Origin of the sequence: Pantoea sp. Mb-10 (assembly GCF_021272205.1) — a bacterium.
Classification (GTDB): Bacteria; Pseudomonadota; Gammaproteobacteria; order Enterobacterales; family Enterobacteriaceae; genus Pantoea.
The window spans coordinates 35,810-50,525 of record NZ_JAJSDX010000005.1; the positions used below are offsets into that span (position 1 = coordinate 35,810).

The 14,716-nt window shown below is 56.6% G+C and carries 11 protein-coding genes; 6 read left to right on the forward strand and 5 right to left on the reverse strand.

Going from position 1 to position 14,716, the window contains the following annotated elements:
- The first annotated feature begins 80 nt into the window (after positions 1-80).
- Together LU196_RS11580 and LU196_RS11585 are read left to right on the forward strand one after the other, a co-directional pair.
- Positions 81-1,601: an aldehyde dehydrogenase family protein gene (locus LU196_RS11580; RefSeq protein ID WP_232757671.1), complete on the forward strand. Its 1,521-nt coding sequence runs from the start codon at positions 81-83 to the stop codon at positions 1,599-1,601.
- Positions 1,602-1,768: 167 nt separating this feature from the next.
- Positions 1,769-1,930 carry a hypothetical protein gene (locus tag LU196_RS11585; protein WP_232757670.1) on the forward strand — a complete coding sequence of 54 codons (162 nt, stop codon included), beginning with the start codon at positions 1,769-1,771 and terminating at the stop codon, positions 1,928-1,930.
- Positions 1,931-2,007: 77 nt separating this feature from the next.
- Here the strand turns inward: LU196_RS11585 and fumA are convergent, their stop codons facing one another.
- Together fumA and LU196_RS11595 are read right to left on the reverse strand one after the other, a co-directional pair.
- Positions 2,008-3,651: a class I fumarate hydratase FumA gene (gene fumA, locus LU196_RS11590; protein ID WP_232757669.1), complete on the reverse strand. Its 1,644-nt coding sequence runs from the start codon at positions 3,649-3,651 to the stop codon at positions 2,008-2,010.
- 166 nt (positions 3,652-3,817) lie between these two features.
- Complete coding sequence (locus tag LU196_RS11595) at positions 3,818-5,326, reverse strand: anion permease (RefSeq protein WP_304622734.1); 1,509 nt, start codon at positions 5,324-5,326, stop codon at positions 3,818-3,820.
- A 587-nt stretch (positions 5,327-5,913) separates the two neighbouring features.
- Between LU196_RS11595 and LU196_RS11600 the strand changes: the two genes are divergently transcribed.
- Both LU196_RS11600 and LU196_RS11605 read left to right on the forward strand, forming a co-directional pair.
- Positions 5,914-8,694, forward strand: a complete 2,781-nt coding sequence (locus tag LU196_RS11600) for a flavocytochrome c (RefSeq protein WP_232757668.1) — start codon at positions 5,914-5,916, stop codon at positions 8,692-8,694.
- Positions 8,695-8,741: 47 nt separating this feature from the next.
- Positions 8,742-9,707 carry an FAD:protein FMN transferase gene (locus tag LU196_RS11605; RefSeq protein ID WP_232757667.1) on the forward strand — a complete coding sequence of 322 codons (966 nt, stop codon included), beginning with the start codon at positions 8,742-8,744 and terminating at the stop codon, positions 9,705-9,707.
- Here the strand turns inward: LU196_RS11605 and dcuR are convergent.
- The 3 genes from dcuR to msrA form a co-directional block, all read right to left on the reverse strand.
- On the reverse strand, positions 9,701-10,420 hold the full coding sequence (gene dcuR / locus LU196_RS11610; protein WP_232757666.1) for a two-component system response regulator DcuR: 720 nt from the start codon (positions 10,418-10,420) through the stop codon (positions 9,701-9,703). The two genes, LU196_RS11605 and dcuR, sit on opposite strands and share 7 nt — an antisense overlap.
- Positions 10,417-12,048, reverse strand: a complete 1,632-nt coding sequence (locus LU196_RS11615) for a sensor histidine kinase (protein WP_232757665.1) — start codon at positions 12,046-12,048, stop codon at positions 10,417-10,419. Before LU196_RS11615 ends, dcuR begins: the two co-directional genes overlap by 4 nt.
- Positions 12,049-12,160: 112 nt before the next feature.
- A complete protein-coding gene (gene msrA / locus LU196_RS11620) occupies positions 12,161-12,697 on the reverse strand; it encodes a peptide-methionine (S)-S-oxide reductase MsrA (RefSeq protein ID WP_232757664.1) in 537 nt (178 codons plus the stop codon).
- A 257-nt stretch (positions 12,698-12,954) separates the two neighbouring features.
- Here msrA and umuD point away from each other — a divergent pair, with 257 nt between their 5' ends.
- Positions 12,955-13,377 (forward strand): translesion error-prone DNA polymerase V autoproteolytic subunit, encoded by a 423-nt coding sequence (gene umuD, locus LU196_RS11625; protein ID WP_232757663.1) that lies wholly within the window; start codon positions 12,955-12,957, stop codon positions 13,375-13,377.
- Positions 13,377-14,639 (forward strand): translesion error-prone DNA polymerase V subunit UmuC, encoded by a 1,263-nt coding sequence (gene umuC, locus LU196_RS11630; RefSeq protein WP_232758235.1) that lies wholly within the window; start codon positions 13,377-13,379, stop codon positions 14,637-14,639. Before umuD ends, umuC begins: the two co-directional genes overlap by 1 nt.
- Positions 14,640-14,716 lie beyond the last annotated feature (77 nt).

A 14,716-nucleotide genomic window follows, 5' to 3' on the forward strand; every position in this document is an offset into this window, starting at 1 on the left:
CAGGCTGGCAATGATCTCTCAGTGTTAATAACACGTTTGAACTTTGTTAATCGCACACCACTGCCGCAAGGAGATAGATCATGCGTTACGCTGCCCCCGGAGAACAGGATTCTCTTATTACGCTGAAATCACGTTATGGAAACTACATCAACGGCGAATTTGTCGCCCCGACGCAGGGCCATTATTTCACCAACACCAGCCCGGTCAACGGCACGCCCATCGGCGAATTTCCGCGTTCGGACCGCAGCGATATCGACAAGGCGGTGGCCGCCGCCCACGCCGCAGCGGAAGCGTGGGGAAAAACATCGCCGCAGGCACGCTCGCTGGTGCTGTTAAAAATTGCCGATCGGCTGGAGGCCAATCTCGAATACATGGCGGTGAATGAAACCTGGGATAACGGTAAGCCGGTGCGCGAAACGCTGGCCGCCGATTTGCCGCTGGCGGTGGACCACTTCCGCTATTTTGCTGGCTGCGTGCGTGCGCAGGAAGGCAGTGCGGCGGAAATCGATGAGTTCACCGCCGCCTACCATTTTCACGAACCGCTTGGCGTAGTGGGGCAGATCATTCCCTGGAACTTTCCGCTGCTGATGGCGGCGTGGAAATTGGCCCCGGCGTTGGGCGCGGGCAACTGCGTGGTGTTAAAACCGGCTGAGCAAACGCCGCTTTCTATCACGCTCTTTATGGAACTGATTGGCGATCTGGTGCCGCCGGGCGTGATCAACGTAGTGCACGGTTACGGGAAGGAAGCGGGTGAGGCGCTGGCCTCGCACCCCGGCATCGCCAAAATCGCCTTTACTGGCTCCACCGCCACCGGCGGACATATTTTGGAGCTGGCGGCGAAAAGCCTGATTCCTTCCACGGTGGAGCTGGGCGGCAAATCCCCCAACATTTTCTTCGAAGACATTATGCAGGCGGAAGCGAGCTTTATTGAAAAAGCGGCCGAGGGCGTGGTACTGGGCTTTTTGAATCAAGGCGAAGTCTGCACGTGCCCCTCACGCGCGCTGGTGCAGGAGTCGATCTTTGAGCCGTTTATGGCAGCGGTAATGAAGCGCATTCAAACCATCAAGCGCGGCGATCCGCTGGATACCGACACCATGATTGGTGCCCAAGCGTCGCAGCAGCAGTTCGATAAAATTCTTTCCTATCTGGAGATTGCCCAGCAGGAGGGCGCGCAAGTGCTGCACGGCGGCAGCGTGGAACACGTCGGTGAAGCCTTTAGCAGCGGGTACTACATTCAGCCTACGCTGCTAAAAGGGGATAACAGCATGCGCGTGTTCCAGGAAGAGATCTTTGGGCCGGTGGTGGGGGTGCTGACGTTTAAAGACGAAGCGGAAGCCATCGCCATCGCCAATGACTCGATCTACGGGCTGGGGGCGGGCGTCTGGACGCGTGACATCAACCGGGCCTACCGCGTGGGCCGGGCGATTAAGGCGGGCCGCGTCTGGACCAACTGCTATCACCTCTATCCAGCGCACGCTGCGTTTGGTGGGTACAAGAAGTCGGGCATTGGACGTGAAACTCACAAAATGATGCTGGACCACTATCAGCAAACCAAGAACCTGCTGGTGAGCTACAGCACGCAGCCGCTGGGCTTCTTCTGATAATGCGGGCTGTCGCGCAGGCGGCAGCCCGGTGTCATCATCCTGTCACCCCTTTGTGACAGCGTGTCGCAGGTACGAAAGCGGAATATTCCGCTACATTTAAGTCTTGTCTTGTCGATAGTAAGCGTAAGCAATCGGTAATATCGTGCCCTTGTTAAGGAGAAAACATGAACACGCTATATGACAGCGTAGAGCAGGATGACGTGCTGGACGCCATTGAAGAGAATCTTATTACCGTGAATCTGCCCGACCGCCAGCCTGCCTCGCGGGTTGGCCACCACCACGACGCGGCAGAGGCAAGGTTTGATGCGTCGCGACACGGGATGTAATGTCCGCCGCTTAGCGCTCCCATAAAAAAATCCGCAGCCGTGACGCCGCGGATTTTTTTTGCCAGAAGGCTAACGGGTTATTTTACGCAAGCAGCACACTGATTGTGGATCTGCTGGAAGAAGTCGTTACCTTTGTTGTCCACCAGAATAAACGCCGGGAAGTTCTCTACTTCAATTTTCCAGATCGCTTCCATGCCCAGTTCGGCATACTCCACGCACTCCAGGCTTTTGATGCTCTGCTGCGCCAGCACCGCTGCAGGGCCGCCAATGCTGCCCAGATAGAAGCCACCGTGTTTCTGACAGGCATCCGTCACCTGTTTGCTACGGTTGCCTTTGGCCAGCATCACCATGCTGCCACCGTTGGCCTGGAGCAGATCAACATACGAATCCATGCGGCCTGCGGTAGTGGGGCCCAACGAGCCGGACGCGTAACCTTCCGGGGTTTTGGCCGGACCGGCGTAGTAGACCGGATGATCCTTGATGTACTGCGGCAGCCCTTCGCCGTTATCGATGCGCTCTTTCAGCTTGGCGTGTGCAATATCACGCGCCACGATAATGGTCCCGTTCAGCGACAGACGCGTGGCCACCGGGTAAGAAGAGAGCTGCGCCAGAATCTCCGACATGGGACGGTTAAGATCAACGTGAACCACTTCACCTTCGCCCTGCTGGCGTAGCGCCTCGGGAATGTAGCGGCCGGGATTGTCTTCCAGCTTCTCGATCCAGATCCCTTCGCGGTTAATCTTGGCTTTGATGTTGCGGTCGGCGGAACAGGAAACGCCCATGCCGACCGGGCAAGAAGCCCCGTGACGCGGCAGGCGGATGACGCGAATGTCGTGCGCAAAATATTTGCCGCCAAACTGCGCGCCCAGGCCCAGCTCTTGCGAGGCTTTCAGCAGCTCTTGCTCCAGCTGGGTATCGCGGAACGCCTGGCCGTGCTCGTTGCCTTCGGTCGGCAGCGAATCGTAATAGTGCGTGGACGCCAGCTTCACGGTTTTGAGGGTGCTTTCAGCGGAGGTGCCGCCAATCACAAAGGCAATGTGGTACGGCGGGCAGGCGGCGGTACCCAGCGACATCATTTTGTCGATCAGGTAGTTCTTGAGCTTGGCCGGGGTGATCAGCGCTTTGGTTTCCTGATAGAGATAGGTTTTGTTGGCTGAACCGCCGCCTTTCGCGATACACAGGAATTTGTACTCGTCGCCGTCCACGCTGTAGAGATCGATTTGCGCGGGCAGGTTAGTGCCGGTGTTGACCTCTTTGTACATATCCAGCGCGGCGTTTTGCGAATAGCGCAGGTTATCTTCGATAAAGGTTTGATAAACGCCCTCAGACAGCGCGGCTTCGTCGCCGCCGCCGGTCCAGACGCGCTGGCCTTTTTTACCCATGATGATGGCGGTGCCGGTGTCCTGGCAGGTCGGCAGTACGCCTTTAGCGGCGATTTCCGAGTTGCGCAGGAACTGCAGGGCCACGTATTTATCGTTTTGACTGGCTTCGTCGTCGGCGAGAATGGCCGCGACCTGCGCCTGGTGCGCGGGACGCAGCATAAAAGAGGCGTCATGGAACGCCTGTTTCGCCAGCAGCGTCAGGGCTTTGGGATCGACTTTCAGCACCTCTTCGCCATCGAAGTTGGCCACAGAGACATAGTCTTGGCTCAGCAGATAGTAGTCGGTGTCATCGTCGGCGAGAGGAAAGGGATTCTGGTAGTAGAAGGGTTTGTTCGACATGTTGGCTCACTTAGCTTTCGTGTCGCACGCCGGATCGGCGGGCGTCAAATTAGGCGATCAGGTATTCGAGTTTTCTCTCGCCAGCCCTCCGCAAGGGCTGACTGGCGAGCATCATAACACTTTCACAGCGCAGCGCGGCGCCGTTTTTAACATGGAAGCAACATCATCAGAACATCATTACCATCCACGGATAGGCGATGGCCATCAGCGCCACCAGGAACAGCGCGCCAAAAATCGTGCCCAGCCGCCAATAATCTTTGGTGGGCAAATAGCCGCTACCGTAATAGATGGGGCTTGGGCCGGTGCCGTAAGGGGTAATGATGCCCATGACACCCAGCGAGGTGCACATCATCAGGCAGAACACCGGCATATTAATGCCAGGAATCGAAGCCGCAATGGTCAACATGGCGGGCAGTAGCGCCGTGGTGTGCGCGGTGGTGCTGGCAAACAGATAGTGCAGCAGGTAGAACGCCACCAGCAAGACCACGGCGGAAATCTGCGGATCGTAGCCGTGCAGTAACGTTGCGCCCTCTTTACCCAGCCAGGCGATAAAGCCTACGCGGGCCAAGCCATCGGCCAGTGCCACCAGGGTGGCAAACCAGGCAAAGGTATTCCACGCCGCCTTGTTGCTGGTGATGTCGCTCCAGTTCAGCACGCCGGTCCACAGCATCAGCACAATCACCAACAGCGCAGCCATGGCGGGCTCAATCCAGGCGGTGGCGAAGATCCACATCATCAGCGCCGCCACCACAAACACCAGCAGCAGGATTTCGTTACGCGACAAGCGGCCCAGCTTCGCCAGCTCCGCGCTCGCCCAGCGCGGCACTTCATCATTGATTTTGACTTCGGGCGGATAGAGCCAGTACGCCAGCAACGGCATGGTCAGGATCAGCAGCAGGCCCAGCGGCAGGAAGGCCAGGAACCACATTCCCCAGCTGATATCAAACCCTACCACGCTTTTCACCAGCGCCAGTGCCAGCAGGTTCGGCGCCAGTGCCGACAGGAACATCGAGCTGGTGATACAGGCCGCGGTAATGGCTACCCACATCAGATAAGACCCAATCTTGCGCGCGCTCGGGTCGTTGGGTTTTGAGCCATACAGCGGCGGCAGGTTGGCGATAATCGGGTAGATGGTACCGCCGCTGCGAGCGGTGTTCGAAGGCGTAAACGGCGCCAGCAGCAGGTCCGCAAACGTAATCGCGTAACCCAGCGTCAGGCTGCGCCGCCCCAAATATTTCACCAGAATCAGCGCCAGACGGCGACCAAACTGGGTTTTGTCGTAACCGGCGGCAAACATAAAGGCTCCGAAAATCAGCCATACGGTGGAGTTGCCGAAGCCGCTCACTGCCCATTTGAATGACTGCGCCGCCGTTTTAAAAGCAGGGTCAGCCAACTCCGCCGGGCTAAACAGCAGCCACGGACTGAACAGGGCGATAACAACGACCCCGGTCAGGCCAATCACTGCACCCGGCAGCGGTTCAAAAATCAGTCCGACGATCACGCCGACAAAGATGGCGAAGAAGTGCCAGGCGTAGGGCTCCAGCCCGGCCGGGGTAGGGACCAGCAGCAGCAGCACCGCGACGATAGCGGGCAGGCTGAGCATCAGCAGGCGGTGTTTTTTCTCCGGCGTCACCGGAGGCGCTTTAGGCGGTTCACGATGTAGTGGTGTGTTCATAGTTTTGATCTGCAAGTTAGAAAGAATGCGATGGATTGCCCCGGCTCGCTTTTGCGTTAACTCACGCGCTACCGTAGCAAGACGAATAAACGCTTAAATACACACTGGCTTTTAAATTTTCTACGCGAATTATCTATTATTTGCTGCCGTGATGCGATTAATTAAAAACCCGGAATTGATCCAGATCAATAAAAAGCACATTTATTTTCTCACGCGGAGTTTTGTTCGGTGAGCGTAAAGCTGATTTCATTTTCGTGACAGGGGTAAGGGCCATTACAATGGGGATAAAGCCGTTTTCTTATGATAGGAGATTTTTTTATTATATTGATTTATAAATATTTTATTTGGGAGGTGAGCAGATTTTGATTTTTGTTAATAGTAGGTTAAAATTTAACCTGGTGCGTTTTTTTATGTTTTCATTATTATTTGTTTATTTCCAGCTAAAACTTATAAAGCTAAAACAAAGCATTATTTAACTAAAGAAAGTGGTATATTAATCGCATGAAGTCGGACCACTTAAATAATTCAATTTAGCGCCGAGCTGCCAAAAGAATTAATAGGCGATTTAACATTCTGGAGTTGAACATATGAATACGCTCACCCCCATTCTTAACCCACTGACCTTGCCCAAAGGCGCCGTACTGAAAAACCGTCTGGTCATGGCGCCCATGACCACCTGCACCGGCTACTATGACGGCGGTGTCACCAGTGACCTCGTCGAGTATTATCGCGTGCGCGCTGGCAGCATCGGCACCGTCATCGTCGAGTGCTGTTTTGTGGATAATCGCGGTGCGGCCTTCCCCGGTGCGTTAGGTATCGACAGCGACAACAAGATTGCCGGCCTGGCAAAAATCGCCCACGCCATTAAAACCCAGGGTTCAAAAGCCATTCTGCAGATCTATCACGGCGGCCGTATGGTCGAACCATCGCTGATTGGCGGAAAAACCCCGATTGCGCCGAGCGCCATTGCCGCGCCGCGTGAAGGTGCCACTACGCCGCAGGCCATGAGCGGTGAAGACGTGGAGACCATGATCACCAAGTTCGGTGATGCGGTTAACCGCGCGATCAAAGCGGGATTTGACGGCGTTGAGATCCACGGCGCGAACACCTATTTGATCCAACAGTTCTACTCCCCGAACTCCAATCAGCGTGACGACAAATGGGGCGGCAGCCGTGAAAATCGCGCCCGCTTCCCGCTGGCGGTGCTGGATATCACCCACCAGATGGCAGACCGCTTTGCGGCCGCGGACTTTATTATTGGCTATCGCTTCTCGCCGGAAGAGTTGGAAGTGCCTGGCATTCGCTGGGATGACACGCTGTATCTGCTGGAAAAACTCGCGGCGCGCGGTCTGGACTACGTGCACTTTTCGGTCGGCCAGCTGCTGCGTCCTTCTATCGTGGATACCCAGGATCCGACGCCGCTGATTACCAAATACCTCGCGCAGCGTTCGCCAACCTTGGCGAAAGTGCCGGTCATTGGCGTCGGCGGTGTGGTCAACCGCGAGGATGCCGAGCTGGCGCTGGAGAGCGGCTTTGATTTGGTGGCCATCGGCAAAGCCTGTATCGCCTATCCCGACTGGGCCGATCGCGCTATTCATCATCAGCATATGGAGCTGTGGATTGACAGCACCAGGCGCGAAGCCCTGACCATTCCTGAACCGCTGTGGCGCTTCTCGCTGGTGGACGCGATGATCCGCGACGTGAGCGACGGTCATCGCAAATACAAAGCGGGGGTGTATCAGGCGAAAGTGGAAGCAGAAGCGCTGAAGCTGAAAATCAATGTAACGCTTGATACCGATCGTATCACTGACATTGCGCTGGTGCCGGACCCCAATCTGGACGTCGATTTCACCAGCACGTTTGAAAGCTTGCGCGAGCGTATCCTGGTGGCGAACAGCCCGCACGTAGACGCCATTACCGGCGCGACCACGCAGAGTGAGGCGCTGAAAAAAGCGGTGTCACGCGCGTTGACCACTTCCAGTAAAGAGTACGTGCTGGAAGAGGGGGGCAATCCGAATGCGCCGGTCAGCTACGATGTGGTGGTGATCGGCAGCGGCGGTGCGGGCCTGGCCGCGGCAATTCAGGCGCACGATGACGGCGCACGCGTCGCCATCATTGAAAAAATGCCCACTATCGGCGGTAACACCATTAAAGCATCGGTGGGTATGAACGCGGCTGAAACCCGCTATCAGAAGCTGAAAGGCATCGCGGATAGCAAAGATCTGTTCTACGACGAGACGCTCAAAGGGGGTAAGTTCAAAAATAACCCGACGCTGCTGCGCGAATTCGTTGAGCAAGGCCCGCAAGCCATTGAGTGGCTGGCGGCGAAAGGTATCGAACTGTGCGATATCACCATCACCGGCGGCATGAGCATCGATCGTACCCACCGCCCGGAAGATCGCTCGGCGGTCGGCGGCTTCCTGATCAGCGGCCTGGTGAAAAACATCAACCAGCGCAACATTGAGGTGCTGCTGGAGACCTCTGTCGAGGAAATTCTGCTGGAGAACGGCGCGGTCGCGGGCGTGAAAGTGGTGGATGAGTACAACGAGAGCCGCATCCTCAACGCCAAAAGCGTGATTGTGGCCACCGGCGGCTTCAGCGCTAACCGGGAAATGGTGGTGAAATACCGTCCTGAGCTGGACGGCTTCGTCACCACCAACCACAAAGGCGCCACGGGGAGCGGTATCGCGATGCTGCAGCATATCGGCGCGGCGACCGTAGACATGGGCGAAATACAAATTCACCCCACGGTGGAGCAGACCACCTCTTATCTGATCTCTGAAGCGATACGCGGCGGCGGCGCCATTTTGGTCAGCCAGGCGGGCCAGCGCTTCTGCAATGAAATGGAAACCCGCGACAAAGTGTCGGCGCAGATTATCGCGCTGCCGGAGAAAAGCGCGTGGATTGTGTTTGACGATCAGGTGCGAGCCAACAACAAAGCGGCCGATGAGTATATCGCCAAAGGCTTTGTGATCAGCGCGCCAACGCCGCATGAGCTGGCGGTCAAGCTCAACATGGATCAGGAGCAGCTGCAAACCACGCTGGGACGTTACAACGAATGTGTGATCAACCAAAAAGATGAGGAGTTTGGCCGCACCACTGCGCTGCGCCATCCACTGAATCAGGGGCCCTACTATGCGATTCGCATCGCGCCCGGCGTGCACCACACCATGGGCGGCGTGACCATCAATACCGAGACGGCAGTGCTGAATGCGGCGCAACAGGTGATCCCCGGCGCGTGGGCCGCAGGCGAGGTGGTCGGCGGCATCCATGGTGCCAACCGCATCGGCGGCAATGCCATCGCGGATATTATCATTTTTGGTATCAAAGCCGGACACAACGCGGCGAAACTGGCCGCCCAACGCTAAACGGTCTGACAGCCCGCCACGCGCGGGCTTTTTTTAGGAGGGCACGCATGACAACGCAGCCGGGCGTTTATGCCTATTCCGCGGTTTTAATGGGATCGCCCATCCTGCTGAAGCTGTTTGACAGCAACCCGACTTTGGCGCGTCAGGTGTTTCAGCTGATCAAGCAGCAGGAGAACCTGTTCACCGTGAATCGCGCAGATTCTGCCGTAATGGCGATCAATCAGGCGGCGGGTCAGCATGCGGTGGTGGTGAGCGAGCCGGTATTTGAGTTGATTCGCGTGGCGCACGCGGTCAGTCTGCTGCCGGACAGCGCCTTTAATCTCACTATCGGCCCGGTGGTGAAGCGCTGGAAAATTGGCTTTCAGGGACGCGCGGTGCCGCCCGCCGATGACATTCATGCGCTGTTACGCCTTACCGATCCGCATCAGGTGATACTGGATGCCCGTGCGCGCTCGGTGATGTTGTGTCAGCCAGGCATGGAGATCGATTTAGGCGCGATTGCCAAAGGCTACATCGCCGACGTGGTGCAGGCTTTTTTGCGCCAGCAGGGCGTCACGCAGGCGCTGATCAATCTCGGCGGTAACGTGCAGACGCTGGGTGCGCCACCGCACGAGCCCGCAGGCTGGCAAATCGGGCTGAAAACCCCGTTTGCCACCGATGATGCGCTGCTGGGCGTGCTGCAGGTCAAAGAGAAATCCGTGGTCACGTCGGGAATTTATGAACGTTACTTTCTGCAGGATGACCGCTGCTGGCATCACATTTTCGATCCGCGTACCGGCTATCCGCTGGATAACGAACTGCTGAGCGTCACGGTGATCGCCGATCGATCGCTGGACGGCGATATCTATACCACGCTTCTGTACGGAATGGGCGTGGAACGCGGACTGGCATATGTGGCCAGCCGCCCCGATCTTGACGTGATATTTGTGACGCGCGATCGGCAGATTGTCTGCTCTGCGCCGCGCCACTTTCGCTTTCAGCAGCAGGATTTCAGCTGGCAGCTGCGTTATTGACAGTACTGCTGCAGCAGCGAGTGGTATTCGGGCTGTAGCCGATAGCGGTACACCGGCCGGCCGGTGGCGCCATAGTGAATGCTGGTGAACAGAATATTAATTTGCGCTAGCCAAATCAGGTATTTGCGGCAGGAGACGCGCGAAATGTTGACCTCCGTGGCCAGCTCGTCGGTAGAGAACTCCTGGCCCGGATGGGCGTCAATCCACTGACACAGCGTGCGCAGAGTTTGCGGCGTCAATCCTTTGGGCAGGCGCTTGTTATCATGCTGGGTGGCCGGGCTGCCGTGAATCAGTAAATCCACATCTGATTGCTGGTAGTAGGGGTGATTGTCCATCAGCGATTTCTTCTGCCGCCAGCTGGTCAGCGCCTCTTCAAAGCGCGGGAACTGGAACGGCTTGATCAGGTAATCCACCACGCCGTAGTGCAGCGAGGTTTTAATGTTTTCCGCATCGGCGGCGGAGGAGATAATGATGACCTCTACCGGGCTCTGCGCTTTGCGCAGTTCGGGCAGCAGATCGAGGCCATTTTCCTGCTGCATGTAGATGTCGAGCAGCACCAGATCCACCGGCGTTTCGCTGTTAAAGAGGATCTCTTTGGCCTGCTGCAGCGTCGACGCGGTGCCGCAGCAGGTGAATCCTGCGACCTGTCCGATAAAGGAGCGGTTCAGCTCGGCGACCATGGCGTCATCATCGACCACTAACACGTTGATCATGCGGATTGGTTTCCTCCATCCCAGGGTAATTGAACTAAAAATTGCGTAAACACACCGGGCTCTGACTCGACGCTCACCCCGCCGCCCAAGCTCTCCGTTTGCTGCTTGAGCAGCGACAGCCCTACGCCGCGGTTCTCACCTTTGGTGGAAAACCCTTTGTCAAAAATTGAGGCGAGAATATCAGGCGCAATGCCCGGCCCGTCATCGCTGACTTCGCACGCCAGCCAGCCGTTCTGGTAATGCAGCATCAGGTGAATTTCACCCTCGGTTTGCCCGCTAAGCGCATCAATCGCGTTTTCAATCAGATTACCGATCACGGTAATCAGTGCGGCGAGTTGCGCTTCATTGCCCGTGTCGGGGAGAAAGCTGGCATCGCTAATGGTGAGGCGATGGCCGCAGTCGGAAGCGCGGTTGATTTTACTCAGCAGGAAACCGGCAATCACCGGCGATTTTATCTTGTCGAGCAGATAGCCAATCTCTGTTTGATAATTATTGGCCGTCTTTAAAATATAGGCCTCTACCTGCGCATAGTTTTTCATATGCAGTAAGCCGAGGATGACGTGCAGCTTATTCATAAATTCATGCGAGCGCTCACGCAGCGCATCCACGTAGTTTACCATGCCCGACAGACGCTGCAGCAGTTGGCTGATCTCGGTTTTATCCCTGAACGTGCACACCGCGCCGATAATGCGCCCTTGGCTGCGTACCGGCACCGTATTGCTGACCAGCACGCGGCCGTTTACGTGCAGTTCTTCATCGCGCCGTGCGCGGCCGTGATGCAGGGCATCCTGCAAATGGTGGTGAAACACCGGCGCGTCATCCAAAGACGTCGTGGGTGTGCTGCTGTGCGGCACGGCATCGTTCAATAGCGTGCGGGCAGCCTGATTAATCAGCGTCACGTCGCCGCCATCGTCCATGGCAACAACCCCCTCTTTGACCGAATTGAGAATGGCCTGACGCTGTTCAAACAGCGTGGAGATTTCATACGGTTCAAGGCCAAACAGAATGCGTTTCAGGACGCGGACCAGTATAAAGGTGCCAATGGCGCCCGCGACGGTGCCGATCAATATTGTCCAGAGAATACTCCAGCGGCTTTCGTTGATCTGATCGGCGACGGCATCCAGCGAAATGCCAATCGCCACCACGCCAATCTGCCGATCCTGCGCGTCATACACCGGCGTGAAGACCCGCAGCGCTTTCGCCAGCGATCCCTGATTAACCGAGACATTTTCATGTCCGCGCAGCGCGGGCTGCAGATCTTCGCCAATAAAATGTTTGCCGACCAGCTGAGGATTGCGGTGCGAATAGCGAATGCCCGCCATGTTGGTGATGCTGATAAACAGCAGGTTATTGCTCTCTTCAACGGCTTTGGCGATGGGCTGAATGGCGGCGCGATCGGGCGGTAAGGTCAGGGCGTGCTGAATTTCCGGCGATCGTGCCAGCGTACGCGCCACCGCCATGGCTTTATCCTCCAGCTGGGTGCGGGTGGCGGCCCCAATCTGGAAAAAATAGAACATATGCACGCTGAACAGCACGAGCACGATGACGGCGCTGAGCATCAGCGTGACCAGCGTATTCAGTTTCATTGGCCGTTTGCGCACGGCGGTAATCGGATGTGGCGCAGTCATCATCGCTCCCTGAAAAGAAGAGGGGCTATTATGACGGAGAATCAGGCGAGGGCATACGGCGATTTCACGGCAGGGAACGGCGGCGGTGCATCAGGCGATGCACCGCGCGCCATCAGGCAGATTTCACCCGGTTGGCAAAACTTTTGCGCAATTTTTGTAGCTTAGGCGGAATGACGGCCAGGCAGTAGCCGTTGCGCTGGCCCGCGCCGTCCCAGTAATCCTGATGATACGCTTCCGCCGGATACCAGGCTTTTAGCGGCTCAATGGTGGTGACCACGGGATCGCTGTGGTCCGCTTGCGCGCGGGCGATGGCCGCGACCGCTTCCGCTTCCTGCTCGGGCGTGGCCGGGAAAATGGCCGAGCGGTACTGGGTACCCACATCGTTGCCCTGACGGTTCAACTGCGTGGGATCGTGTGTGGCGAAGCTGATATCCAACAGATCGCCATAGCGCACTTTCTCGGGATCGAAACCGATACGGATCGCTTCTGCATGCCCGGTTGCGCCGCTGCACACCTGCTCATAGGTGGGGTTGGGGCGCTCACCGCCGGTATAGCCACTTTCAACGGACTCTACGCCAATGACATCTTTAAAAACGGCTTCAGTGCACCAGAAACAGCCGCCCGCGATCACCGCATATTCGGTTGCCATGTATTTTGCTCCTTTCAGGACTAAACCCTCAACATAGGGGCGTGCGGCACTGAATTCAACCGGACGCAGTGTTCATTGCGTGCGCGACGGGCAGCGCACCCTAAGGCAAAGGCGCCCGCCGACGACATAAGCGTATAAAAAATAAAAATGTCTTTCTCACCAATCACTTTGTCGAAGCGGTAAAAAATCTGGCTTGATCGCGTGAAAAAAATGGTAATACTGTTTTTATATACAGTTATTATTATAAGGCCATGAACATGGAGTTTTATCAGCCAGCGGAACTGCGCGTCCTGCTTAGCTTGCCGCTTTTTATTAGTCGGGTGCCCTGCGGTTTTCCCTCGCCCGCACAGGACTACGTTGAGCAGCGCATCGACCTCAACCACTTGCTGGTGAGCCATCCGAGCTCGACCTACTTCATTAAGGTGAGTGGCGACTCCATGATTGAAGGCGGCATCAGCGATGGCGATATGCTGGTGGTGGACAGCGCGATCGGCGCCGAGCACGGAGATGTGGTGGTGGCCGCACTGGGGGGAGAGTTTACGGTGAAGCAGCTGATGGTGAAACCGGTGCTTCATCTGCGGCCGATGAACGCGGCTTACGGCATCATTCCGGTTCCCGATCCCGATCAGTTTGAAATTTTTGGCGTGGTGAAACACGTGATTAAAACGCTGGGGAAATGATGTTTGCCCTGGTGGATGTAAACAGTTTTTATGCTTCCTGCGAGACGGTGTTCCGCCCGGACCTCAAAGGAAAGCCGGTTGTGGTTCTCAGTAACAACGACGGCTGCGTGATTGCCCGTTCCGCAGAGGCGAAAAGGCTGGACATCCCAATGGGCAGCCCCTACTTCAAGATTAAAGAGGCGCTGCATCATCATCAGGTTGCCGTTTTCAGCTCGAACTACGCGCTGTACGCCGACATGAGCGAGCGCGTGATGACGCTCCTTGAAGAGATGGCGCCGAGTGTTGAAATCTACTCCATTGACGAAGCCTTTCTCGATCTTAGCGGCGTGCGCAACTGCTGTGTACTTGATACGTTTGGACATGAAATACGCACGCGGCTCAAGCGGGAAACGCACCTTACCGTGGGGGTCGGCATTGCCCAAACCAAAACGCTGGCCAAGCTGGCGAATTTTGCGGCAAAAAAATGGCCGCAAACGCGTGGCGTGCTGGATCTGTCCAACGTTGATCGCCAGAAAAAGCTGCTGCCGCTAATCGCGGTGGAAGATGTTTGGGGCGTGGGGCGGCGTATTAGCAAAAGGCTGAATGCCATGGGCATCATGACCGCCAGCGATTTAGCCAATCAGAGCACATCACTGATCCGTAAGCACTTCAACGTGGTACTGGAGCGTACGGTGCGGGAACTGCGCGGTGAACCTTGCCTGGCGATGGAAGAGTTTATGCCGATAAAGCAGCAGATTATGTGTTCTCGCTCATTTGCTGAGCGCACTACGGCGTACAGCGAGGTGCGCGAGGCGGTATGTAACTACGCCGTTCGCGCAGCGGAAAAACTGCGCGTGCAGCGGCAATACTGCCGACAAATTGCGGTGTTTATTCGTACCAGTCCGCACGCCGTGGGCGAAGCGTTTTACGGCAATCAGGCCATGGGTATGCTGCACATCCCAACCAACGACACCCGCGACATTATCGAGGTGGCCACGCAAGCGCTCGACACTATCTGGCAGGAGGGCGGCCGCTATATGAAAGCGGGCGTGATACTGAGTGATTTTTACAGCCAGGGCGTGGCTCAGCTGAACCTTTTCGATGAACATCCCCCGCGGCCCAATAGCGAGGCGCTGATGCGCGTTATGGACAGCGTTAACCAACGCGGTAACGGCACGCTCTGGTTTGCCGGGCAGGGTATTCAAAAACCTTGGGCGATGAAGCGCGAGATGCTATCGCCCGCTTATACGACGCGCTACCGCGATCTGCCGATCGCAAAATGAGTCAGGTTGGCTAAGTTGTACGTTATTACTGTAAACCTGTACAGGTAGGTGCCTTTTTGCGCTATACTGGCAGGTGA

Excerpts from the sequence above, each read along its gene's own strand:
- LU196_RS11585 (WP_232757670.1), top strand. The coding sequence starts at position 1,769 with ATGAACACGCTATATGACAGCGTAGAGCAGGATGACGTGCTGGACGCC.
- LU196_RS11605 (WP_232757667.1), top strand. The coding sequence starts at position 8,742 with ATGACAACGCAGCCGGGCGTTTATGCCTATTCCGCGGTTTTAATGGGA.
- LU196_RS11580 (WP_232757671.1), top strand. The coding sequence starts at position 81 with ATGCGTTACGCTGCCCCCGGAGAACAGGATTCTCTTATTACGCTGAAA.
- msrA (WP_232757664.1), bottom strand. The coding sequence starts at position 12,697 with ATGGCAACCGAATATGCGGTGATCGCGGGCGGCTGTTTCTGGTGCACT.
- LU196_RS11600 (WP_232757668.1), top strand. The coding sequence starts at position 5,914 with ATGAATACGCTCACCCCCATTCTTAACCCACTGACCTTGCCCAAAGGC.
- umuD (WP_232757663.1), top strand. The coding sequence starts at position 12,955 with ATGGAGTTTTATCAGCCAGCGGAACTGCGCGTCCTGCTTAGCTTGCCG.
- LU196_RS11615 (WP_232757665.1), bottom strand. The coding sequence starts at position 12,048 with ATGACTGCGCCACATCCGATTACCGCCGTGCGCAAACGGCCAATGAAA.
- umuC (WP_232758235.1), top strand. The coding sequence starts at position 13,377 with ATGTTTGCCCTGGTGGATGTAAACAGTTTTTATGCTTCCTGCGAGACG.
- dcuR (WP_232757666.1), bottom strand. The coding sequence starts at position 10,420 with ATGATCAACGTGTTAGTGGTCGATGATGACGCCATGGTCGCCGAGCTG.
- fumA (WP_232757669.1), bottom strand. The coding sequence starts at position 3,651 with ATGTCGAACAAACCCTTCTACTACCAGAATCCCTTTCCTCTCGCCGAC.
- LU196_RS11595 (WP_304622734.1), bottom strand. The coding sequence starts at position 5,326 with ATGAACACACCACTACATCGTGAACCGCCTAAAGCGCCTCCGGTGACG.